The sequence below is a fragment of the Polynucleobacter sp. VK25 genome (genome assembly GCF_018687355.1).
GTDB lineage: Bacteria > Pseudomonadota > Gammaproteobacteria > Burkholderiales > Burkholderiaceae > Polynucleobacter.
The window spans coordinates 893,997-917,085 of sequence record NZ_CP061288.1; the positions used below are offsets into that span (position 1 = coordinate 893,997).

23 protein-coding genes are annotated in these 23,089 nt (G+C 46.0%); 16 read left to right on the forward strand and 7 right to left on the reverse strand.

Translation table 11 applies throughout. The features are described 5' to 3' along the window. Window positions 1–16: 16 nt before the first annotated feature. Window positions 17–976, reverse strand: coding sequence for an XdhC family protein (locus AOC21_RS04660; protein ID WP_215392596.1), 960 nt, complete (start codon window positions 974–976; stop codon window positions 17–19). A gap of 63 nt (window positions 977–1,039) precedes the next feature. On the opposite strand from AOC21_RS04660, the gene AOC21_RS04665 reads away from it, so the two are divergent. Next, on the forward strand, window positions 1,040–1,690 hold the full coding sequence (locus AOC21_RS04665) for an NTP transferase domain-containing protein (protein WP_215392597.1): 651 nt from the start codon (window positions 1,040–1,042) through the stop codon (window positions 1,688–1,690). Window positions 1,691–1,705: 15 nt separating this feature from the next. Here the strand turns inward: AOC21_RS04665 and AOC21_RS04670 are convergent, their stop codons facing one another. Genes AOC21_RS04670 through AOC21_RS04680 form a run of 3 tightly spaced genes read right to left on the reverse strand, consistent with a single transcriptional unit; the run spans window position 1,706 to window position 4,289 of the window. Continuing rightward, entirely contained in the window at window positions 1,706–2,164 is a 459-nt protein-coding gene (locus tag AOC21_RS04670) for a RidA family protein (RefSeq protein ID WP_215392598.1), read from the reverse strand. Between the two features lie 57 nt (window positions 2,165–2,221). Continuing rightward, window positions 2,222–3,397, reverse strand: coding sequence for a VWA domain-containing protein (locus AOC21_RS04675; protein ID WP_215392599.1), 1,176 nt, complete (start codon window positions 3,395–3,397; stop codon window positions 2,222–2,224). Between the two features lie 22 nt (window positions 3,398–3,419). Continuing rightward, the gene (locus tag AOC21_RS04680) at window positions 3,420–4,289 is read right to left on the reverse strand and encodes a MoxR family ATPase (RefSeq protein ID WP_215392600.1); all 870 of its coding nucleotides are present in this window, start codon (window positions 4,287–4,289) and stop codon (window positions 3,420–3,422) included. 160 nt (window positions 4,290–4,449) lie between these two features. Between AOC21_RS04680 and AOC21_RS04685 the strand changes: the two genes are divergently transcribed. Both AOC21_RS04685 and AOC21_RS04690 read left to right on the forward strand, forming a co-directional pair. Then, entirely contained in the window at window positions 4,450–4,815 is a 366-nt protein-coding gene (locus tag AOC21_RS04685; RefSeq protein WP_215392601.1) for a cytochrome c, read from the forward strand. A 31-nt stretch (window positions 4,816–4,846) separates the two neighbouring features. Beyond that, window positions 4,847–5,200: a cytochrome c gene (locus tag AOC21_RS04690; protein ID WP_215392602.1), complete on the forward strand. Its 354-nt coding sequence runs from the start codon at window positions 4,847–4,849 to the stop codon at window positions 5,198–5,200. A gap of 74 nt (window positions 5,201–5,274) precedes the next feature. On the opposite strand, the gene AOC21_RS04695 is transcribed toward AOC21_RS04690, so the two are convergent. Beyond that, complete coding sequence (locus AOC21_RS04695; RefSeq protein ID WP_215392603.1) at window positions 5,275–5,913, reverse strand: GntR family transcriptional regulator; 639 nt, start codon at window positions 5,911–5,913, stop codon at window positions 5,275–5,277. A 96-nt stretch (window positions 5,914–6,009) separates the two neighbouring features. Between AOC21_RS04695 and scpA the strand changes: the two genes are divergently transcribed. The 8 genes from scpA to AOC21_RS04735 are packed head-to-tail and all read left to right on the forward strand — an operon-like array spanning window position 6,010 to window position 15,119. Continuing rightward, a complete protein-coding gene (gene scpA, locus AOC21_RS04700; RefSeq protein WP_215392604.1) occupies window positions 6,010–8,184 on the forward strand; it encodes a methylmalonyl-CoA mutase in 2,175 nt (724 codons plus the stop codon). A 14-nt stretch (window positions 8,185–8,198) separates the two neighbouring features. After that, window positions 8,199–9,224, forward strand: coding sequence for a methylmalonyl Co-A mutase-associated GTPase MeaB (gene meaB, locus AOC21_RS04705; RefSeq protein WP_215392605.1), 1,026 nt, complete (start codon window positions 8,199–8,201; stop codon window positions 9,222–9,224). Between the two features lie 10 nt (window positions 9,225–9,234). Further along, window positions 9,235–10,767 (forward strand): acyl-CoA carboxylase subunit beta, encoded by a 1,533-nt coding sequence (locus AOC21_RS04710; protein ID WP_215392606.1) that lies wholly within the window; start codon window positions 9,235–9,237, stop codon window positions 10,765–10,767. Between the two features lie 15 nt (window positions 10,768–10,782). Further along, window positions 10,783–12,819: an acetyl-CoA carboxylase biotin carboxylase subunit gene (gene accC, locus AOC21_RS04715; protein ID WP_251371580.1), complete on the forward strand. Its 2,037-nt coding sequence runs from the start codon at window positions 10,783–10,785 to the stop codon at window positions 12,817–12,819. A gap of 27 nt (window positions 12,820–12,846) precedes the next feature. Beyond that, window positions 12,847–13,314: a VOC family protein gene (locus tag AOC21_RS04720; RefSeq protein ID WP_215392607.1), complete on the forward strand. Its 468-nt coding sequence runs from the start codon at window positions 12,847–12,849 to the stop codon at window positions 13,312–13,314. Between the two features lie 49 nt (window positions 13,315–13,363). Then, window positions 13,364–14,068, forward strand: coding sequence for a tRNA (adenosine(37)-N6)-threonylcarbamoyltransferase complex dimerization subunit type 1 TsaB (gene tsaB / locus AOC21_RS04725; protein ID WP_215392608.1), 705 nt, complete (start codon window positions 13,364–13,366; stop codon window positions 14,066–14,068). Then, window positions 14,068–14,598: a ribosomal protein S18-alanine N-acetyltransferase gene (rimI, locus tag AOC21_RS04730; RefSeq protein WP_215392609.1), complete on the forward strand. Its 531-nt coding sequence runs from the start codon at window positions 14,068–14,070 to the stop codon at window positions 14,596–14,598. Before tsaB ends, rimI begins: the two co-directional genes overlap by 1 nt. Next, window positions 14,595–15,119, forward strand: coding sequence for a DNA polymerase III subunit psi (locus AOC21_RS04735; protein ID WP_215392610.1), 525 nt, complete (start codon window positions 14,595–14,597; stop codon window positions 15,117–15,119). Before rimI ends, AOC21_RS04735 begins: the two co-directional genes overlap by 4 nt. A 42-nt stretch (window positions 15,120–15,161) precedes the next feature. Here the strand turns inward: AOC21_RS04735 and lplT are convergent, their stop codons facing one another. Beyond that, window positions 15,162–16,481 carry a lysophospholipid transporter LplT gene (gene lplT, locus AOC21_RS04740; protein ID WP_215392611.1) on the reverse strand — a complete coding sequence of 440 codons (1,320 nt, stop codon included), beginning with the start codon at window positions 16,479–16,481 and terminating at the stop codon, window positions 15,162–15,164. Window positions 16,482–16,555: 74 nt separating this feature from the next. Between lplT and alr the strand changes: the two genes are divergently transcribed. Continuing rightward, the gene (gene alr, locus AOC21_RS04745) at window positions 16,556–17,647 is read left to right on the forward strand and encodes an alanine racemase (RefSeq protein ID WP_215392761.1); all 1,092 of its coding nucleotides are present in this window, start codon (window positions 16,556–16,558) and stop codon (window positions 17,645–17,647) included. Between the two features lie 118 nt (window positions 17,648–17,765). Here the strand turns inward: alr and AOC21_RS04750 are convergent, their stop codons facing one another. Further along, window positions 17,766–18,653 (reverse strand): outer membrane protein assembly factor BamD, encoded by an 888-nt coding sequence (locus tag AOC21_RS04750; protein ID WP_215392612.1) that lies wholly within the window; start codon window positions 18,651–18,653, stop codon window positions 17,766–17,768. 20 nt (window positions 18,654–18,673) lie between these two features. Between AOC21_RS04750 and AOC21_RS04755 the strand changes: the two genes are divergently transcribed. The 4 genes from AOC21_RS04755 to AOC21_RS04770 all read left to right on the forward strand — a co-directional run bounded on the left by AOC21_RS04755 (window position 18,674) and on the right by AOC21_RS04770 (window position 22,994). Continuing rightward, window positions 18,674–19,714: an RluA family pseudouridine synthase gene (locus tag AOC21_RS04755; RefSeq protein WP_215392613.1), complete on the forward strand. Its 1,041-nt coding sequence runs from the start codon at window positions 18,674–18,676 to the stop codon at window positions 19,712–19,714. Then, entirely contained in the window at window positions 19,711–20,472 is a 762-nt protein-coding gene (pgeF, locus tag AOC21_RS04760; protein WP_215392614.1) for a peptidoglycan editing factor PgeF, read from the forward strand. The genes AOC21_RS04755 and pgeF overlap by 4 nt, the downstream gene beginning before the upstream one ends. Before the next feature lie 114 nt (window positions 20,473–20,586). Beyond that, window positions 20,587–22,221, forward strand: coding sequence for a class I poly(R)-hydroxyalkanoic acid synthase (gene phaC / locus AOC21_RS04765; protein ID WP_215392615.1), 1,635 nt, complete (start codon window positions 20,587–20,589; stop codon window positions 22,219–22,221). 32 nt (window positions 22,222–22,253) lie between these two features. Continuing rightward, complete coding sequence (locus AOC21_RS04770) at window positions 22,254–22,994, forward strand: 3-ketoacyl-ACP reductase (protein ID WP_215392616.1); 741 nt, start codon at window positions 22,254–22,256, stop codon at window positions 22,992–22,994. Window positions 22,995–23,089: the final 95 nt, after the last annotated feature.

The following is a 23,089-nucleotide window of genomic DNA, read 5'->3' on the forward strand; positions in this document are numbered from 1 at the left end:
TTGCGCATTAACTGCCCTATTTCTTTTTTGGAATACTCACGCCATATTTAACGGCAATCACTTCCGCCAGAATCGAAACAGCGATCTCTGGTGGGGTGAGGGCGCCAATGTAAAGCCCAACAGGGCCATGTAACTTCTCTACTTGCTCTTGAGAGACATCAAATTCTAGTAAGCGCTCTTTGCGTTTCTGAGTGTTCTTGCGGCTCCCCAGGGCGCCTACATAAAAGGCTGGAGACTTTAGAGCCTCCATCAGAGCCATATCATCTAGCTTGGGGTCATGCGTCAGGGCAACAACGGCTGTATGTGAATCAACACCGATCTCCAGCAAGACATCATCTGGCATACCCTTTGAGAAAGTAATATCAGAACGATTCAGGCCTTCTGCGTATTCTTCACGCGGATCAATCACAATCACTTCAAAGTCAGAGGCAAGCGCAAAATCTGCTGTATACAAGGAGAGTTGTCCTGCGCCAATGATGACCATGCGCCAACGTGGACCGTAAGTAGTTTGCATTGCTTCATCGGTGCAGGAAAATTCATCGCTACGGTCGCCTGGGCTGAGAGTGGACTTACCGGTAAGCAAGTTCACAGAGCGGCGGGTAATTTGATGGGATGAGATATTCGCGAGTAACTTTTCTAATACTGCTAATTCAGGTCTAGGCTCAACTAGTAGTCGCAAGGTGCCGCCGCAAGGTAGACCAAAGCGTGCCGCCTCTTGTTGCGTCACACCATAAACTACCATTTCAGGGGTATTACGGGTGAGGATTTCAGTTTGCACGCGACGGATAAGGTCATCCTCAACGCAGCCTCCGGAAACAGAACCGGCAACTTGTCCGTCAGCCCGAATCGCAAGCCATGAACCTACTGGACGTGGTGCTGAGCCCCACGTCTGGACAACGGTCGCAATAGCAACGGATTGACCTGATTGGAGCCATTCAACGGCGGATTTGAGGACACTTAAATCGGTGCTGTTCATGCGTTTTCTTCTTTTACGTGCTTTTGTGAATACTTTTATTAATAACTATTTATTATCACTCTAATGACTATTTCTAGCGCATCTACCAAAAGCTCCAATTTGCAACTAGCCATCATGATATTGGCTGCTGGCGAGGGCAGTCGCTTGGGCGGCTACCCTAAAGCTTTGTTGAAAAAGGATGGGGGCAGCTTATTAAAACGTTTTATCAATTCAGTGCAGAGTTTTAAGCCTATTGAGACCTTGGTTGTCACTGGCTTTTACTCCGACAAAATAGAATCGGAGATCAACTCCATTAAGCAGGGCACTCGCAGTCCAATCACTACTGTAAAAAATCCCAATCCAGACTTAGGTCAATCATCTTCTGTTCGACTTGGCTTGGAGTCGCTTAAGTCTGACTATGACGTGTTACTAATTGCTTTATGTGATCAACCCAATATTGCTAATCTCGAGATCAGGACATTGCTAGAGCAATTTACTGAAAGAGGCGCAAATCAAGAAATCATCCTGCCGATGGTCGACGGTCAACGCGGCAATCCGGTCTTATTTTCTAGAGGGGTGATTAAGAGCATCTTAGCAATCCCCGCAATGGTCTGTAGGCCTTATATGGATCAACACCCAGAGGTAATCCAATTATTTGATACCAATAATCAAGCCTACCTCATGGATGTCGACACAGAAGCCGACATCCAAAAACTAGGACTTGATCTTATTTAACCCAATGATGATGAATTAAATCTCAGCGATTAATTCAATTTCAACGCAAGCGCCAAGCGGAATCTGCGCAACACCAAAAGCACTACGCGCATGTTTACCAGCATCACCGAATACTTCAAAGAGTAATTCTGAGCAGCCATTCACTACCAGGTGCTGCTCTGTGTAGTTGTCAGTGGAGTTCACTAGACCCATTACCTTAACGATGCGTTTAACTTTGTCTAAAGAGCCCAAATGATTTTGTAGTGTAGAGAGCAAATCAATTGCAATCGAGCGAGCAGCTGCTTTGCCAGTTTCAGTATCCATATCCTTACCTAGCTTTCCAACCCAAGGTTTGCCATCGCGTTTGGCAATATGACCGGAGAGAAAAACAGTATTGCCGGTTGTAGCGGCCATGACATAGGCTGCAGCAGGCGGTCCTGGGGGTGGCAAATCAATTCCAAGGGTCTTGAGGCGTTCGCTAATGTTTGTAGTCATGTTGGATATGTAGTTAGATTTTATTAAGAAATGAAGTCAAAAAAAGATATGAGAATCTTACTTGGAAAGTTGGCGCATAGCACTTTCGAGTCCATTTAAGGTAACAGGGTACATGCGATCTCTCATGAGATTTTGCATAATATCGATCGATTGACGATATTGCCAAATAGATTCAGGTTCTGGATTGAGCCAAGCAAAGTGCGGAAAGTGATCAATGAGTCGATTAATCCAAACAGCACCCGCCTCCTTGTTGTTGTATTCAACCGAACCATTGGGACTCAGAATTTCATAGGGAGACATGGTCGCATCACCAACGAAGATCAACTTATAGTCGGGGCCATATTTATTAATAATGTCTTGCGTTGGTGTGGCTTGATCACGCCTGCGGCGATTGCTTTGCCATAGATTTTCATAAACGCAGTTATGAAAATAGTAATGCTCAAGATGCTTAAATTCAGCCTTCGCAGCAGAGAACAGTTCAGCAATACGCTGAATATGATCATCCATCGAACCACCGACATCCATAAGTAGCAACACTTTGACTTGATTATGGCGCTCAGGGCGCATTTGAATATCCAACATGCCGGCATTAGCTGCAGTTGAATGGATGGTTTTGTCCAAATCGAGCTCTAGGGTAGATCCTTCACGAGCAAAGCGACGCAGACGACGTAATGCCACTTTGATATTACGAGTACCTAAGGCTAAATCGCTGTCATAGTCTTTAAATTCACGAGCTTCCCATACCTTGATGGCAGTTCTATTGCCAGCACTTTCACCGCCAATACGGATGCCTTCTGGGTGATAGCCGCTATGGCCGAAAGGTGAGGAACCGCCAGCGCCAATCCACTTATTACCGCCGCCATGCCATTCCTTTTGCTCTTTTAATAGTTCCTCAAGGCGTTTCTTTAAGGCGTCTGGTCCACCCAGCTTTTTGAGCGCCGCTTTCTCTTCATCAGTCAGAACCCGTTGAAGTTTTTTCTCAAGCCAGTCAAGTGGAATGTCTGGTGAAAGGGCAATAATTTGCTCGACCCCATTGAAGTAAGCCCCAAAGACTTGATCAAAGCGATCAAAGTGTTGCTCATCTTTCACTAAAGTCATGCGCGAGAGTTGATAAAACTCATCGATGGATGGGCTAATGACGCCTGACTTCAACGCCTCCAAAAGAGTTAAAAACTCTCGCATCGAAACAGGCACTTTAGCCTCTTTCAGATTAAGGAAGAATTGAATCAACATAAAAACTTTTACTTGCTATGTATTAGCGATGGTTACGATTCATCATGACAAGTCTTTCAAACAAATGAATATCTTGTTCATTTTTGAGTAAAGCGCCATGTAGTGGAGGAACGACGATCTTTTCATCGCTGCTATGAAGTGCTTCTGGTGGAATGTCTTCGGCCAGTAAAAGCTTGAGCCAGTCAATTAACTCGGAGGTGGAGGGCTTCTTTTTTAGCCCAGGTAAAGAGCGTATTTGATAGAAGGCCTTGAGGGCAGCATCTAATAGATCCCGTTTGATATTGGGGTGGTGCACATCCACAATGCTTTGCATGGTTTTAGCATCTGGGAAAGTAATGTAATGAAAGAAGCAGCGACGCAAGAAAGCATCCGGCAATTCCTTTTCATTATTTGAGGTAATGATGACCAGTGGGCGATGTTTTGCCTTAATGAGTTCGCGAGTTTCATAGACATAAAATTCCATGCGATCAATTTCGCGCAATAAGTCATTCGGAAACTCAATATCGGCTTTATCGATCTCATCAATCAGCAATACCGTTGGCTCATCTGCTTCAAAAGCTTGCCAAAGAACCCCTTTGACAATGTAGTTGCGAATATCTTTTACTTTTTCATCGCCCAATTGTGAGTCGCGCAAGCGGCTGACGGCGTCATACTCATAGAGACCTTGCTGGGCTTTTGTAGTGGATTTGATGTGCCACTGCAGTAGCGGCATATTGAGCGCTGCCGCTACCTCTTCGGCAAGCATGGTCTTGCCAGTTCCTGGTTCGCCCTTAATTAAGAGAGGGCGCTGTAATGCAATGGCGGCATTAACGGCCAGTTTGAGATCGTCCGTGGCGACATAACTTTGACTCCCGTCAAAGCGGTTTTGGGGTGAGGTACTGGGTTTGCTCATCATCTAGCCTAAAAGTGCATGGTTAAGCGTTCCAGTATAGGTAAATGGGCTAAATTTTTCAGTATTTCTGCTGATTTTGGGCTCTGGAATGGCGGGAAGGGCGTCTGTCCGCTATACTCTTGCCAATTGATCTAAATCAAACTCATTAATAATGATTTCTATGAAAAAACTCTCAATTCTTCCTCATTTGGCCGTAGCCGCAACTTTAGCTTTTGCTGGTTCTGTTGCTCAGGCTGATGAAGTAAAAGGTAATGCTGCTGCTGGTAATGCCAAGGTTTGGCTTTGTGTTGGTTGCCACTCAATCCCTGATTACCGTGCTGATTACCCCTTGGTTTACAAGGTGCCTATGTTGGGCGGTCAAAATGGCGCTTACATTGCTAGCGCATTGGCGGCCTACAAAAAGGGCGAAAGAAAGCATCCAACGATGCGCTCTATTGCCGCCAGCTTGTCTGACCAAGATATGGCTGATATTGGCGAATACTATGCTGCCCAAACTGCCAGCTCACCTAACAACCCATTGAAGTGATTCATTGATAAAGATACATAGAGATACTTTTATGAAATTCGCACTAATTACAGCAGTTTTGCTCTCAAGCATCGGTTTAGTAAGCGTAGCTAATGCTGCTAGCGTTGATAAAGGGCAGGCATTGGTAGAGAAGGCTAATTGCGCTTCTTGTCACGGTGCAGCGCTCAATGCTCCAATCTTGCCTGTTTATCCAAAGTTGGCCGGTCAATATGCTGATTACGTTTACTACGCACTCAAGGCTTATAAAGTAGGCAACGGCAATCCTCAGTTTGGACGCAACAACGCTATCATGGGTTCACAGGTTCAAAACTTTACAGACGCTGATTTGCAAGATATTGCAGCCTACGTTGCTTCACTACCAGGTAACTTAGTCGTTAAAAAGTAAATCTAACTTAGCTGCTTACACAAAAGGCTTAGAATAATCTTCTAAGCCTTTATTTTTTATAGATATTTTATTATTTAGCGAAGCGCTTCAAGCCCTTGGGCTAGATGTTTTCGCATAGCCAATTCGGATGCCTGCTCATCCCGTTTCAAGAGCGCTCTCAGTATTTCTCGATGCTCAACTAGAGAGTTTTGCAATCTTCCGGTGCTTGTTAAGGACTCTCTGCGATGTAGTTTGAGCACTTTGCGCAAGTCTGCGATCACACCGTTCATCCAGCGATTTCCTGCAATTTCTTGTATTAATTCATGAAATTTGCCATTTACTTCAAAAAACTGCTCGATATCTCGATCGGCAGCGGCCTTTTCTAGCCTATGGTGGAGGTGATCCAACATGTTTAGTTCGGCTTCAGTAGCTTTAACAGCTGTTTCTTTTGCTGCCTGACCTTCTAAAAGGGAAAGAATTGTGAAGATCTGCTCTAAATCCTTCCTGGCTACCTCGGTGACGTAGGCGCCACGGCGCATCTTCATGGTGACAAGGCCTTCAGATGCTAAAACCTTGATGGCTTCTCGCATAGGGGTTCGGCTAATGCCAAACTGCTCAGCTAATGATTGCTCATCTAGCCAGCTTCCAGGCGCTAATTGCTTGCTAAATATCTGCTCGCGCAGACGATCAGCAACGTCTTCATACAGGGGTCTGTTATTCAGTTTTGTATTCATAATTATGAATACATGATAGCTAGACAAATAACAAATAGTCAAGCAGAATGTAAGGATATTTCAATGCAATGCAGCAAAAATTAACCGGGAGTTTTTGTGAGTTCTAAAGAAACCAATTCATGGCCATCATTTCCAGAGTCTAATCTCGAGGCTTGGAAAAAATCAGCCCAGAAATCAGCGCCTAATGGTGATGTTGATTCCTTAGGATGGAAAACACCAGATGGAATTCATTTAAAGGCGCTGTACACATCAGAAGATGTTGAGGGTTTGAACTACACAAATACATTACCGGGATTTGAGCCTTTTGTTCGGGGACCGCAAGCAACAATGTACTCGGTACGACCCTGGACTATTCGTCAATACGCAGGCTTTTCTACTGCCGAAGAATCGAATGCCTTTTATCGCAAGGCACTTGATGCGGGTGGACAAGGCGTATCCGTTGCTTTTGACTTAGCCACACATCGTGGTTACGACTCCGACCATCCACGTGTTACCGGTGACGTTGGTAAAGCTGGGGTTGCCATTGATTCTGTAGAAGACATGAAGATCTTGTTTGATGGCATTCCATTGGACAAGGTATCTGTTTCAATGACGATGAACGGTGCGGTATTGCCCGTGCTAGCTGGCTATATCGTTGCTGGTGAGGAGCAGGGCGTAAAGCAAGAGCAATTATCCGGAACAATTCAGAATGACATTCTGAAAGAGTTCATGGTGCGTAATACTTATATTTACCCGCCAGAGCCATCCATGCGCATCATTGGTGACATTATTGAGTACACCGCCAAGCACATGCCAAAGTTCAACTCGATTTCCATCTCGGGTTATCACATGCAAGAAGCTGGTGCCAATCAAGTATTGGAATTGGCCTTCACTTTAGCTGATGGCAGAGAATACGTTAGAACAGCGCTTGCTAAAGGCTTGGATGTCGATGGTTTCGCGGGTCGCTTATCTTTTTTCTTTGCAATTGGCATGAACTTCTACCTGGAAGTGGCTAAGTTGCGCGCTGCCCGTTTGTTGTGGTGGCGCATTATGAAGTCTTTTGAGCCAAAAAATCCGAAGTCGTTGATGTTGCGCACACACTGCCAAACATCCGGCTGGTCTTTAACAGAGCAAGATCCCTATAACAACGTTGTGAGAACCACAGTTGAGGCAATGGCTGCGGTATTTGGTGGCACACAGTCATTGCACACCAATTCTTTGGATGAGGCGATTGCACTGCCATCTGAGTTCTCCAGCCGCATTGCCCGCAATACACAATTGATCCTCCAAGAGGAAACCCATATCCCTAGTGTGATCGATCCATGGGCCGGTTCTTACATGATGGAGAACCTGACTCAAGAGATGGCCGATAAAGCTTGGGAAATCATTCAAGAAGTTGAGGCGATGGGTGGTATGACTAAGGCGGTTGAAAGTGGTTGGGCCAAGCTTAAGATTGAAGCTGCAGCCGCTGAGAAGCAAGCCAAGATTGACTCGGGCTCTGACGTGATTGTGGGCGTTAATAAATACAAGCTCGGCAAAGAAGATCTCGTTGATGTCTTGATGATCGATAACGATAAGGTTCGCGAAGGACAGGTTGCGCGTCTTAAGGACATTAAAGCGAAGCGCGATTCCAAAAAAGTAGAAGCCGCATTGGAGGCTTTAACTAAGGCTGCAGAAGATAACTCTGGAAATCTCTTGGAGTTGTCAGTAAACGCAATTCGTTTGCGTGCAACTGTTGGTGAAGTTTCCGATGCATTAGAAAAAGTTTACGGGCGCCATCGCGCCGATACTCAAAAGGTGACCGGTGTGTATGCAGCTGCCTATGACTCAGCCGAAGGCTGGGCAAAACTCCAAACAGAAATTGCCGACTTTGCAAAAGACTTTGGTCGTCGCCCACGCGTAATGATTGCTAAGTTAGGCCAAGATGGACATGACCGTGGTGCAAAAGTGGTCGCCACAGCCTATGCCGACTTAGGTTTTGATGTGGATATTGGACCTTTGTTCCAAACCCCTGAAGAGTGTGCCCGTCAAGCCATTGAGAATGACGTACATGCATTGGGCGTATCTACTTTGGCCGCCGGACACAAAACCTTGGTACCAGCCATCATTGCTGAATTAAAGAAGCAGGGCTCAGATGACATCATCGTCTTCGTTGGTGGTGTGATTCCAAGACAAGACTACGAGTTCCTCTATGAGGCTGGTGTAAAAGGAATTTACGGTCCAGGCACCCCAATCCCAGCTTCGGCTAAGGATGTGCTTGAGCAAATCCGTAAGTCTGTTAAACCTGCTTAATTCGGAACATAGGCATGCTCCAAGCTGCTGATCAAGCTCTAGTGAATGATCTCACTGGTGCGCCGTCGCTTAAACAGCGTCGCGCACTGGCAAAGATTATTACTTTGCTCGAATCAACTCGACTTGACCACCGTCATCGTGCAGATGACGTGCTTAATTCCTTGCTTCCCAAGACGGGAAAATCATTTCGTCTAGGTATTTCTGGGGTCCCTGGCGTCGGCAAGTCTACTTTGATTGAAACCCTTGGTCTGTACTTAATTGAGAAGGGTCATCGAGTTGCTGTATTGGCAATTGATCCCTCTTCAAGCATATCTGGTGGTTCCATTTTGGGTGACAAGACTCGCATGGAGCGCTTATCTGTGCTGGAGAATGCCTTTATTCGTCCTAGTCCATCATCTTGTACGCTCGGCGGCGTAGCAGAGAAGACGCGTGAAGCCATGTTGGTTGCAGAGGCTGCTGGCTTTGACATCATTATTGTTGAGACGGTCGGCGTAGGTCAGAGTGAAATCGCTGTTGCTGGCATGACAGATATGTTCCTGTTATTACAACTGCCAAATGCGGGCGATGATCTGCAGGCAATTAAAAAAGGCGTAATGGAAATAGCCGATTTAATTGTGATTAATAAAGCCGATATAGATCCCGATGCCGCTATGCGAGCTCAATTATTCATTACGAGTTCATTGCGTCTATTGGGTTTTCAGGGTAACCCTGATCATGCCTCGCACATCAAAGAACTATGGCACCCACAAGTCATGACATTGAGTGCTTTAGAGGGCAAGGGCGTTCCGGAGATGTGGGATAAGGTTTCTCACTTTGCAAAGCTTCAAAAAGCCAATGGGAAGTTCGATGCTCGCCGTAAAGATCAAGCGGGCTCATGGATGTGGGATCGCATCGATGCGGGATTAAAAAACGCCTTTCGTAGCAATGAAGCCGTACAAGCGCTTCTACCAAACTTAGTAGCACAAGTAAACCAAGGAACTATGGCCGCTTCAGTTGCCGCAAGACGACTACTGGAAGCCATGGGGCATGAATTTTTCTAAGGAGTAGGAAATGAAGGACATCATTCAGCAACTGGAAGCCAAGCGTGAGCTTGCCCGATTGGGTGGCGGACAAAAGCGTATTCAAGCGCAGCATGCAAAGGGCAAGCTAACAGCCCGCGAGCGTATTGAGCTCTTGCTAGATGCTGGCACCTTCGAAGAATGGGATATGTTTGTTGAGCACCGTTGCCATGACTTTGGTATGGGTGACCAAACAGTTCCTGGTGATGGCGTTGTTACTGGTTATGGAATGATTAATGGCCGCTTAGTATTTGTGTTCTCACAAGACTTCACTGTTTTGGGTGGATCCTTATCTGAAGCGCATGCTGAGAAGATTTGCAAAATCATGGATCAAGCGCTCAAAGTAGGCGCTCCTGTGATTGGCTTAAATGACTCTGGTGGTGCACGTATTCAAGAAGGCGTTGCCTCTCTTGGTGGCTATGCAGAAATTTTCCAGCGCAACGTGACTGCCTCTGGCGTGATCCCCCAAATCTCCTTGATCATGGGGCCTTCCGCCGGTGGTGCGGTTTACTCACCAGCCTTAACTGATTTCATTTTCATGGTGAAAGATAGCTCATACATGTTCGTGACCGGTCCTGAAGTCGTGAAGACTGTGACCCATGAAGATGTGACGGCCGAAGAGTTAGGTGGTGCGGTAACGCATTCAACGGTATCAGGTGTTTGTGACTTAGCATTTGATAACGATGTTGATGCCATCATGATGCTGCGTCGTTTCTTCAACTACTTACCACTCTCCAACCGCGAGAAGCCACCTTTGATTAAAGGCGCCAACCGTACTGAAGAGCCAGATTTCTCATTAGATACATTAGTGCCATCCAATCCAAATCAACCTTACGATATGAAAGAGTTGATTGAAAAGATTGTGGATGATGGCGAGTTCTTTGAATTACAGCCTGACTATGCAAAAAACATTGTAATTGGCTTCGCACGCATTGAAGGCCGCTCCATTGGTATTGTTGCCAATCAGCCCTTGATCTTGGCGGGCTGTTTAGATATCAAGGCATCTATCAAAGCTGCGCGCTTCGTGCGCTTTTGTGACGCCTTCAATATTCCTGTAGTGACTTTGGTTGATGTTCCTGGATTTATGCCAGGTACTGCTCAAGAATACGGCGGCATCATTAAGCATGGCGCTAAGTTACTTTACGCATACGCAGATTGCACTGTGCCTAAAGTGACATTGATTACTCGTAAAGCTTATGGTGGCGCCTATGACGTGATGGCCTCCAAGCATTTGCGCGGCGATGTGAACTTTGCATGGCCTTCGGCTGAAATTGCAGTAATGGGTCCTAAGGGCGCCGTAGAAATTATCTTCCGTGAAGAGAAATCAGATCCAGCAAAGATTGCTGCACGTGAAGCCGAATACAAGGCTAAGTTTGCGAACCCATTTGTAGCGGGTCGTCGTGGCTATATTGATGATGTCATTCTTCCGCATGAAACCCGGAAGCGAATTGCCCGTTCATTGGCAATGCTCAAAGATAAAGACTTAAAGAATCCTGCGCGTAAACACGGCAATATTCCTCTGTAAAGGCGCAAACAAATCATGACTACGAAAATGTTTAAGAAAATTTTGATTGCTAACCGCGGTGAGATTGCTTGCCGTGTAATGTCTACTGCCAAGAAGATGGGCATCAAGACTGTGGCTGTTTACTCTGAGGCGGATAAAGAGGCACGTCACGTGCAACTTGCTGATGAGGCTGTTTGCATTGGGCCGGCACCGTCGCGTGAATCCTATTTGCTAATGGAAAAGATCATTCAAGCCTGTAAAGATACTGGTGCAGAAGCGGTTCATCCAGGATATGGTTTCTTATCTGAGAACGAGCAGTTTGCTAAGCGTTGCGAAGAAGAAGGCATTGTCTTTATTGGCCCTAAGCACCAATCTATCGCCGCTATGGGTGACAAGATTGCCTCTAAGAAGCTTGCCCTTGAAGCTAAGGTCAATACTATTCCTGGCTACAACGAGGCAATTGATACTACTGAAGAGGCAGTCAAGATTGCCCAGGGTATTGGCTATCCAGTCATGATCAAAGCTTCAGCAGGCGGTGGCGGTAAAGGTTTGCGCGTTGCTTTTAATGACAAAGAAGCTGCCGAAGGTTTTGCTGCTTGCAAAACTGAGGCGATGAATAGCTTTGGTGATGATCGTATCTTTATTGAGAAGTTTGTTGAAGGCCCGCGCCATATTGAGATCCAGGTTTTGGGCGACTCTCACGGCAACGTGGTTTACCTCAATGAACGTGATTGCTCAATTCAGCGTCGTCATCAAAAAGTAATCGAAGAAGCGCCATCACCATTTATTGATCCCGCAACTCGTAAGGCGATGGGTGAGCAAGCTGTTGCATTAGCTAAAGCTGTGAACTATCAATCTGCTGGTACGGTTGAGTTTGTTGTTGGCAAGGATAAGTCTTTCTATTTCCTTGAGATGAATACCCGCTTACAAGTTGAGCACCCAGTAACCGAGAGCATTACTGGTCTGGACTTGGTAGAGCAGATGATTCGTGTTGCTGCCGGTGAGAAACTGTCATTTAAGCAAGAAGATGTGAAGTTGGATGGATGGTCTATGGAGTGCCGTATTAATGCGGATGATCCATTCCGTAACTTCCTGCCTTCAACCGGTCGCCTAGTTAAATACCGCCCACCTGAATCACTAAATGGAGTGCGTGTTGATACCGGCGTGTATGAGGGTGGTGAGATCCCAATGTACTACGACTCGATGATTGCCAAACTGATTGTGCATGGCAAAGATCGTACGGAAGCCATTGAAAAGATGCGTGCAGCCTTGAATGATTTCGTGATTCGCGGAATTCATTCAAATATCCCATTTCAAGCGGCCTTATTGCAGCATCCACGTTTTGTAAATGGAGACTTTACAACTGGCTTCATTGCTGAAGAGTATCCAGAGGGCTTTAAAAAGGATTCTGTGCAACCGGCTGATCCTAAGCGTTTGGCAGCATTAGCCGCATTTATGCGCTATCGCTATCTGCAACACATTCAAATGATTGATGGTCAATTAGCTGGCCACGAAATGATTATTGGCAAGAAGTTTGTAGTGGTTACCGGTAAAAAAACTGGCTCGATGGATGACCCATATGAAGTACCTATTCGTGTAGAACTCAAGGATGGCATTTACTCTGTCTACATTGATGAAGCGGATGGTGTAAGTCGTTACGACATCGTGAGCGATTGGCGACCAGGTCAAATTTGTCTGCGCGCCACCATTAACGGTACCCATAAGATCACGGCGCAAGTAGAGCGCCGAGGCGTGAGATACGGCTTAATCCTAGATGGTGTTCATTATGAGTGTATGGTGCTGAGCCCATTGGGTGCAGAGCTTCAGCGCCGGATGCCGGTGAAGTTGCCGCCAGATACTTCTAAATTAGTCATGTCTCCAATGCCTGGTCTATTAACTAAGATTGCCGTCAAAGTGGGTGAAGCGGTGACTGCTGGTCAAAAATTGGCTTCGATTGAGGCGATGAAAATGGAAAACACGTTATCTGCAATGCAAGATGGTGTGGTTGCCGAGATCTGCGCTAAAGAGGGTGATAGCTTGGCGGTTGATCAATTGATTATTCGCTTCGAGTAGCCCTGCTGAACCAAAGGATTGATAATTATGAGCGCTAAACCATTCAAAATTTTAGGCATTCAGCAAATCGCTATTGGCGGCGAAAGCAAAGATCGGCTTAAGAAGTTGTGGGTTGATATGCTGGGCTTTGAATACAAAAGCACTTTTGTCTCAGAACGTGAAAACGTGGATGAGGATATCTGCGCAATTGGTTCTGGTGCGCATGAGATTGAAGTTGACCTTATGCAGCCATTTGATATTGAAAAGAAGCCAGCAGTCCATCAGACACCCTTAAATCACATTGGTTTATGGGTTGATGACCTGCCTAAGGCGGTTGAATGGCTCTCTGCAAACGGTCTGCGCTTTGCTCCGGGCGGCATTCGTAAGGGTGCTGCTGGTTATGACATCACTTTTGTTCACCCTAAAGGAAATGACGAGTTTCCGATCAGTGGTGAAGGGGTCCTCATTGAGCTGGTTCAGGCCCCTCCAGAGGTGATTGCGGGTTTAAGTTCATAATTTAGGCATGTTACTAACTCAGTAAGTAAATAACCAAGTAAGGCTTAAATTGGCAAATTTATTAGCCATCGACACCTCCGCAGCCTGGTGTTCGGTGGCTTTATCTTTAGGCGAACAAGTTGCAGAGCATAGGCATGAGGCCGTCTCGGCTGGCGCTAGCCAACTCCTATTGCCTTGGATTGAAGCGCTTTTGCGTAAAGCAAATATTGAATTAAAAGATTTGGATGCTATCGCAGTCGGTATCGGCCCTGGTGCATTTACGGGTGTGAGATTGGGGGTGGCAGCAGTTCAAGGATTGGCAATATCAAACAATCTACCAGTGATCGCCGTAACTAGCCTTGATGCAATATCAGCTCAATTAATTACTACTCATGCATTTAAAGATATAAATCCAAAAGCATTCATCATTGCAATTGATGCGCGCATGGAGGAGGTTTATTGGGCTAAATATGAATATCAATCCAACCAATTGCCAAAGCGCATTGGCGATATTCGCCTTACAAAGCCGGAAGATATTGACCTTCAGGGCATTGAGTTCCTGGCTGGAAGCGCTATTAATGCCTACAGTAAGCGCTTGCCTCAATTTAAAGGCGCTCTAGATTCAGAGATTGCGATTTCCTCCTTGGGTATTTTGGCCTGCGCTAAACAAATGCTTGCAGAAGGAAAGCAGCAAGATGTTCGACAGCTTGAGCCTTTGTATGTGCGTAATAAGGTGGCCTTGACTACCGCTGAACGTGAAGAGGCGTTTAAGTAATGTCAAATCATTCGTCGGTCGGCGGTGAGGCTGAACTCTCATTCTTGGCAATGCAAGCTGCAGACCTTGATGAGGTGTTGAGAATTGAATCAGTCTCACATATTCATCCTTGGACCAAGGGAAACTTTTCAGATTCTTTAGCTGCCGGGCATTGGGCCTATTGCATCCGCCCACAAGTGGATCAAGTTGTGAAGGGGTCTTATTTAGATCCAGCTGTTCTATGGGCGTATTGCATTTTATTTCCCGCTGTAGATGAATTACATCTTCTGAACATTACGGTTTCACCTCATTTGCGCAAGCTTGGTCTTGGGCAAAGAATGATGGCTGCCATCGAAGGGGTTGCTGTTCAACAGAAAATGCCGCGCATCATATTGGAAGTGCGGCCCACCAATACCGCAGCATTAGCGCTTTATCAAAAACTTGGGTACGAACAGATTGGCGTTCGCAAGAATTACTATCCAGCAAGCCCAGAGACCTGTTCTCGTGAGGATGCACTGGTGATGGCCAAATCGATTAAGCTAGAGTCATGACCAATAATCATTCAGTCTTTTTAAAGGAAATGGGCATCACGGAGTGGACCTCCCGCGATGCTGTGCAGCCTTTTGTAGCATCTTCAGTTGCTAATAACACCCAAGACTCCGTAGCAGAGAATGAATCAACGCAGCGAGCTTCCTATGGCGTTTGGTGGTTTTTCGGTAACGAACCTCAGGGTGAGGCAAAAGTTCTGTTTCAGAGCATCATTCGTGTTTTGGGATTGGCTAAGAATGAATGGATCTGGAAGAGCTCCACTGACAAGCTATCTCAGTTATCAAGCCCAGACACACCAGTAGTGGCGTTAGCCTTTGGCGGTACGGTTGCCCAGAAAATTACCGGAGAGAGAGATCCATTACCTCAGCTCCGCGAGACTGTGCTGGCCTTAAATACTGGTAACGAAGAAGAGATTCCGGTGATTGCTTCATTTGAGTTAAACCAAGCCCTCACCAGTGCAAAAGAGAAGTCATTGCTATGGCAAGATTTACTGCTTGCTAGGTCGGTACTGCAAAATAGCTGAAGGTGAAGTCATAACTAAGTCATGACTTAGTGGTGAGTAAGCTTAGTGCTTATGTTCGCCAATCAAATGCATAGAGTCATATTCCGCTTGATTTCTGGCGTGCCGCTTAATGACAAGCCACATGATGAGACTTACAGCCACACCAAAACCAATGATGACAATTTGAACGGGCACATCTAACCAGATCAGTAGTGAGTAGATCATCAACATCATCAACACTGAAATGTTTTCGTTAAAGTTCTGAACGGCGATAGAGTGGCCTGCCGACATCAGAACGTGACCTCGATGTTGCAACAAGGCATTCATAGGTACTACAAAGTAACCGGCCAACCAGCCTACCAAAATCAGCAATATATAAGCAGGCAATAAGTTCAGAGTAACCTGCAGTTTACCGATAGAAAAAATACTTGTATTCGGTAGTAGATCTGAGTTGTAGACAGCCATGACACAGACAACCAGACCCATGGCGATGCCATACGGCAGAACGTTTAAAGACTTACGCAACGGAATTCTCCAGGCGGCATAAACTGCACCGCCGGCTACTCCAACGGCGGATATCGCTTGCAGAATTGCACCCTGAGATAAATTCATGTGCAGCGCAACTTGCGCCCACTTAATCACAATAAATTGCAGGGTAGCGCCGGCACCCCAGAATAAGGTGGTGACCGCTAAAGAGATTTGACCAAGGCGATCATCCCAAAGGGTCTTAAAGCAAATAGCAAAGTCTTTAACCAACTCTATTGGATTGGTTTTTTGAGAAACGTAGCGAGCGCCAGTATCTGGAATCTTGAGGTTAATCAGAGCCGCAACTACATAAATCATCATGATGATTAAGATGGCTGATTCAGCTGGGGTATCAATACCAGTCTCAAATGTAGGTATATCCCAAGCCAAAAGACTTTGAGATACGGTGCTGCTAATGAGGACGCCACCTAAAACGGTTCCCAGAATGATGGACCCAACCGTGAGACCCTCAATCCAACCATTGGCGGCAACTAATTTTTCAGGGGGTAGTAATTCGGTCAGAATGCCGTACTTCGCTGGTGAGTAAGCTGCAGCGCCAAGACCAACAATGGCATAAGACATTAATGGGTGACTGCCAAATAACATGGCCACACACCCTACAAACTTAATGGTATTGGTAATGAACATGACATTACCCTTGGGGCGGGAGTCTGCAAACGCTCCAACAAAGGCTGCCAAGAGAACATAGGACAATACAAAGAACAATTTGAGCAAAGGCGTCATCCAGGCCGGCGCGTGAAGCTGGGCCAAGAGGGCAATAGCTGCTATCAGGAGAGCATTATCAGCAAGCGACGAAAAAAATTGCGCCGCCATAATGATGTAAAAGCTACGGTTCATTCGTACAATCTAGTCATTAATACAATTAAAACATGAAAGGAGGGGTGAATATGGGTGAATCTGCTAACAGCCTGATTAATAGACCAATTTTGGCGTCTATTCATTCTGCTGCCTTTCAGCATAATTTAAACCGAGTTCGTGAATTGGCGCCAGAGTCCAAGATTTGGTCTGTCATTAAAGCCCGTGCTTATGGTCATTGCTTTGATGCTGCTCTGAAGGGTTTGGCCTCTACCGATGGCTTTGCCTTATTGGACATACAGGACGCAGCCTGGCTACGCGATCACGGCTGGGAAGGGCGAATCCTGCTTTTGGAGGGGTTTTTCCATGAAAACGAGTTGAGCCGCGCACAAGAGTTGGCGTGTGACTTGGTGGTCCATTGCGATGCTCAAGTCGAGTGGCTTGAACGTTTCAAACATAAAGACCATAAACCTTTTAATGTTTTTCTAAAGATGAATACCGGCATGAATCGTTTGGGTTTCAAACCTAAAGCCTACCGAACCGCATTTCATCGCTTGCATGCTGCTGGATACCACATGCATCACATGACCCATTTTGCGAATGCCGATCAAGTCGATCGATTGCCTTCGGTTGGCGCTCAACAAGAGCTATTTAATGAAACGATTGCGGGCCTAGCAGGCTCAACCTCCTTAGCGAACTCTGCCGCTATTTTGTGGCATCGCAATGCTTTGGGTGACTGGGTGCGACCCGGAATCATGCTCTATGGCGCCTCGCCAACAGGACTGTACGCCGATATAGAGCATGCCAATCTACAAGCAGTCATGCACCTTCACAGTGAAATTATTGATATTCAGGAACTACAAAAAGGGGATCGCATTGGCTACGGCGGTCGTTATGAGGCGCCTGATGCAATGCGTATTGGTATTGTTGCTTGTGGCTATGCTGACGGATATCCACGTCATGCAAAAGATGGCACTCCAGTTTGGGTATCCACCGGTAGTGATGGCGTCATTTGCTCTCTAGTAGGTCGAGTTTCAATGGATATGCTGGCGATTGATTTACGTCAGGCGCCTAATGCCAAGATCGGAAGCCTAGTACAACTCTGGGGCGATAAAGTTCCCGTCGATGAGGTTGCACGAATGAGCGATACGATTGGATATGAGTTGCTTTGCGCTGTCGCACCTAGAGTGCCGGTTGAGATTAAATAAAAGCCAATAAACAAATAAACAAATAACCAAATCAAGCAATTCTGTCTAATAAAAAATCCTCCAGTGCGGAGGATTTTTTTATGCATCAAGAAATAATTTGAAATAAGTGTATTAAAAATTATTTATTCCAGAACTGCCACCATCTACGCTCTTTTTTAACGCGTTGACCAGTCTCCATCATCTGGCTATCCGGGAAATTAAGTTTAAAGACACGGGCAGAATCGTTGCTCAACTGAATCATGCCAAGCTTTTCATACGACTTCGTCAGAATGTAAAGCGCTTCTTCAACGGCAGGTGCGCGGTCATAATCTCGTATCACTAGCTGAGCCCGGTTGGCTGCAGCTAGGTAGGCGCCACGTTGATAGTAAAAACGCGCTACCAAAACGTCCGCCTCTGCAAGGGAGTTAACGATGTAACGCATCCGGTCCAAAGCATCGGGAGCGTATTTACTATTTGGGAAACGCTCAACAACTACTTTGAAGGATTCAAACGCTTCCTTAGCGGCTTTAGGGTCACGCTCACTTAGATCCTGTCCAGTAAATTTGCCCAACCATCCCAGATCATCGTTAAAAGTAATAAGACCTTTTAAATAGTATGCGTAATCTAAGTTTGGGCTGCCTTGGTGTAATTTAATAAAGCGATCAATCGCAACGAGTGCCTGAGTTTGCTCTTGTGCTTTCCAATAGCAATAGGCTGCATTAATTTGGGCTTGTTGTGAGTAAGGACCAAATGGAAAGCGTGCCTCTAATTTCTCAAAGTATTTTCCGCATTTAGCAAAGTCGGCATCGTTGAGTTTGTCAGTGGCCTCCGAATAGAGTTTTGCCTCAGACCAAATGTCGGTGTCATCTTTGCTGCCATCACTACCTGCGCATCCACCTAACAACATTAATGCAAGGATCAGGGCAAAAATCAGGGCGAAAGGAGCGCTGTATACATGTGAGCTCTTTTTTTGTGGGGAAGAATTCCCAGCAAGCCTTAAACTGGCGTCTGATATTACGTCGGACATAACTGAAAGGCTCTCTAAGCGTGGCATTGCCGCAAACTCCTGATTCGAATCCCATTGATTATATCGATGATGAGGATTTCATCTCCCTAGATATCCCTTTAGAGATGGCTGGTGAGCGCTTGGATAAGGTGCTGGCACAGTCTTTGCCGGATTATTCGCGCAATCGCCTTAAGGCTTGGGTTGAGGCGGGGGGTGTGATGGTTGATGGAAAAGTCACCAAAGCCCGTTACTTGCTCCATGGTGGCGAGAGTATTAAGGTATTTCCGCAAGAAATGCCTGAGCAATTTGCCTTTAGCCCAGAAGATATTGCCTTAGAGGTGGTTTATGAGGATGACGCCATCATTGTGGTGAATAAGCCACCGGGCCTCGTGGTGCATCCGGCGGCTGGAAATTGGTCGGGGACGCTACTAAATGGACTCTTATTTCGCTATCCAGAGCTGAAGTTGCTTCCTAGGGCAGGAATTGTTCATCGCCTAGATAAAGATACCTCGGGATTAATGGTGGTGGCCCGCACCTCACAGGCACAAACCTCTTTAGTCCGCCAACTGCAAGAGCGAACGGTAGGGCGCCGCTATCTTGCTTGCGTTTGGGGAGATCCCCCAAGCCAAGGAAAGGTCCTGGCAGCGGTTGGCCGTGATCAACGGGATCGATTGAAAATGGCAGCTGGCAGCCCCCAAGGTAAGCCCGCAGCTACTTTATTTAGACGCCTAGCCAAAGGTTTGGTTGGGGAGTCCACTGTTGCGCTGCTGGAGTGTCGACTGGAGACCGGACGCACCCATCAGATTCGGGTTCATTTAGAGTCCCTTGGCTTTCCCTTAGTCGGCGATCCTGTCTATCGCAAAAAAACACCGGGTGCAGCCAAAATCCTAACATTCAATCGCCAAGCCTTGCATGCCTTTGCGCTGAGTCTTCAGCATCCAGTTAAAAATGAATTGATGACTTGGTTTCGATTGCCGCCGCAAGACATTATTGAGTTGTTGCCCCAGCTTGGAATGAATGAAGAGGTTCTTCCTAAAGAGGCTGTGGTGTTGACCTCTATAGAAAATGAATTGCGCTCATGAGTTTCATTACCCCTCAGTGGTCGACACCAAATTCAGTTAAAGCCTTGGTGAGCACTCGTAAGGGGGGCGTTAGTCAAAAGCCTTTTGATTCTTTGAATCTAGGTGACCATGTGGGCGATGAGCTTAATAACGTTTTGACGAATAGAGCTATCTTCGCCAAGGAATTGCCAGCAGAGCCCATTTGGTTAAAGCAGGTCCATGGTACGGCGGTCAGCACTCCGCAAAGTCGTCAATTAAACCCAGGTGTAAATCATCAAGCCGATGCTTCTGTTACCAACATTCCAGGAGAGGTATTGGCTATCATGACTGCCGATTGCCTCCCCGTTCTTTTTGCCAATACAGAAGGGTCTGTTATTGGCGCCGCACATGCTGGCTGGAGGGGCCTGTGTGCCGGAATTCTTGAAAATACCCTCGCTGAGCTATTAAAACTTTCTAGCGATAAAAATCCATCTAATGTAATGGCATGGCTAGGCCCTGCAATAGGTCCTGACGCATTTGAGGTTGGAGATGATGTGTTAACGGCTTTCAATAACGCTGCTTACCCCATCCCGATGGATGCATTTAAAGCGCTTGACCATAAACCAGGCAAGTTCTTGGCCGATATTTACAAACTAGCAAAAGGGCGGCTGGAGGCTTGTGGCGTCAACATGATTTTTGGTGGGCAATATTGCACAGTGAGGGATCAAGAGCAGTTTTTTTCCTATCGCCGCGATGGTGATACCGGTCGATTTGCATCTGCAATTTGGATCACAAAATAGATTTGTAATAAATATACGGGTTAGTACTAGCTTATCCATTGGGCTAGGGTATTTGCGTATAACTCTATAGTGCTTAAGGGCGGAGAATGTCTTTAACTTATAGAAGAGACTAATATGTTTGCAGGTATGAATACGGGTGCAACGCCATCTTTGGCGCCGCACCATATGGCACTAATTCCGCCAGAGCGTTTATCTGAAATTCAAAAAGAATATTTCACGGAATTGGCGCATATTGCAACCAATCCTGAAGCGATTGAGGTTAAAGACCGTCGTTTTGCAGGTCAAGCCTGGCACTCATCCTGGAGCAAAGTCATTGCTGCTACCTATTTACTCAATTCCAAATATTTAATGGAATTAGCAAAAGCAGTTGAGACAGATGAAAAGTCTAGGCAAAAAATTCTATTTACTACAGAGCAAATGATTGATGCACTTTCGCCATCAAATTTCATTGCCACCAATCCAGAGGTACTGGAAAGCATTATTAGCTCGCAAGGACAATCCATTCAAAAAGGCATTGTGAACTTGTTGGGGGATATGAAAAAAGGCAAGGTCTCTCAAACGGATGAATCTGCTTTTGAGGTTGGCAAAAATATTGCCACTACAGAAGGTCATGTGGTGTTTCGTAATGAGTTGTTTGAACTCATTCAATACACACCATTAACTGAGCAAGTGTTCGAGCGCCCATACTTAATGGTGCCACCATGCATCAACAAATATTACATTTTAGATTTGCAGCCTGATAACTCGGTAGTGCGCCATATGGTCAGCCAAGGCCACACCGTCTTTTTAGTGTCTTGGAAAAATCCCGATGCTTCGATGGCCCAAGTGAGTTGGGATGACTATGTAGGCAAAGGTGTGATTAAAGCGATTGATGTTGTTAAAGAGGTCGGCGATACCAAGCAAATTAATATCTTGGGATTCTGCGTTGGCGGTACCTTAACCAGTTCAGCATTGGCGGTATTAGCGGCGCGAGACGAGCATCCAGCCGCAAGCTTGACGTTGTTGACTACATTGTTGGACTTTACGGATACCGGCATTCTGGATGTCTTTATTGACGAAGGCATGGTCGAGATGCGCGAGAACAGCATTGGCGGCAAAGGTGGCAAGTACGGCATGATGTCGGGCTTAGATTTAGGAAATACCTTCTCATTCTTGCGCCCAAATGATTTGGTCTGGAACTATGTAGTGGAGAACTATCTCAAAGGTAATTCGCCTCCACCATTTGATTTGTTGTACTGGAATGGCGATTCTACGAACCTTCCTGGTGCAATGTACTGCTGGTATTTACGTCATACCTATTTGCAAAATGATTTAGTCAAGCCTAACAAAGTCAAAATTTGCGGTGAAAAGATCGATCTCGGAAAAATCAAATGTCCGGCCTATTTATATGCTTCGCAGGAAGATCATATTGTTCCTTGGCAGTCTGCTTATGAGTCAACACATCTCCTCAAAGGGAAAAATCGTTTTGTTCTTGGAGCGTCTGGACACATTGCGGGCGTCATCAATCCGCCCGCTAAAAATAAACGCTACTACTTTGAAAACAGCAAGATTGCACCAACAGCTCAAGAGTGGCTGCAGGGTGCAAAACAAATACAAGGTAGCTGGTGGCCTGACTACACTCAGTGGCTAGAGCAATTTGGCGGTGAGAAGAGGCAGGCTAGCGCTACCTTTGGTAACGCTAAGTACAAAAAAATGGAAGCTGCACCTGGTGTTTATGTCAAAGAAAAAGCAACACCAGAAATTCAATAACGATTAACGAAGGTTTTTAAAAGGGGAATTCAATGTCTCAAAAAGTCGCATATGTAACTGGTGGTATGGGTGGTATTGGTACCGCTATCTGTCAACGTCTTGCTAAGGATGGGTTTAAGGTAATTGCTGGTTGTGGCCCGAATTCGCCCCGTAAGGATCGCTGGATTGGCGAGCAAAAAGCGCTTGGCTACGAATTTATTGCTTCTGAAGGCAATGTTTCTGATTGGGATAGTACTGTTGCTGCCTTTGAGAAGGTCAAGGCTGAAGTTGGTCGTGTTGATGTTTTGGTTAACAACGCTGGCATCACTCGTGACAGCGTCTTCCGCAAAATGACTCCAGATGCCTGGAAAGCGGTTATTGATACCAACTTGAACTCTCTCTTTAACGTTACTAAACAAGTGATTGATGGCATGGTTGAAAACAACTGGGGTCGAATCATTAATATTTCCTCTGTAAACGGTCAAAAGGGTCAATTCGGACAAGCCAACTACTCCACTGCTAAAGCTGGGTTACATGGTTTCACAATGGCTCTGGCTCAGGAAGTGGCTACCAAGGGCGTTACTGTGAATACTGTATCCCCGGGCTATATCGGGACCGATATGGTGAAAGCCATCCGAGAAGATGTCTTAGAGAAGATTGTGTCTGGTATCCCGGTGAAGCGTTTGGGCACTCCAGAGGAGATTGCCTCCATCTGCTGTTGGATAGCCTCTGATGATGGTGGCTATGCTACTGGAGCAGACTTCTCATTAAATGGCGGTATTCATACTGGTTAATATTGCGCTGCAGCAATTTAATCAGCACTTACAGCCCGCAACACAGCGTATTTACCTTTTGGTCAAACTAGGGATAAACTACGCTCGTGTTGCGT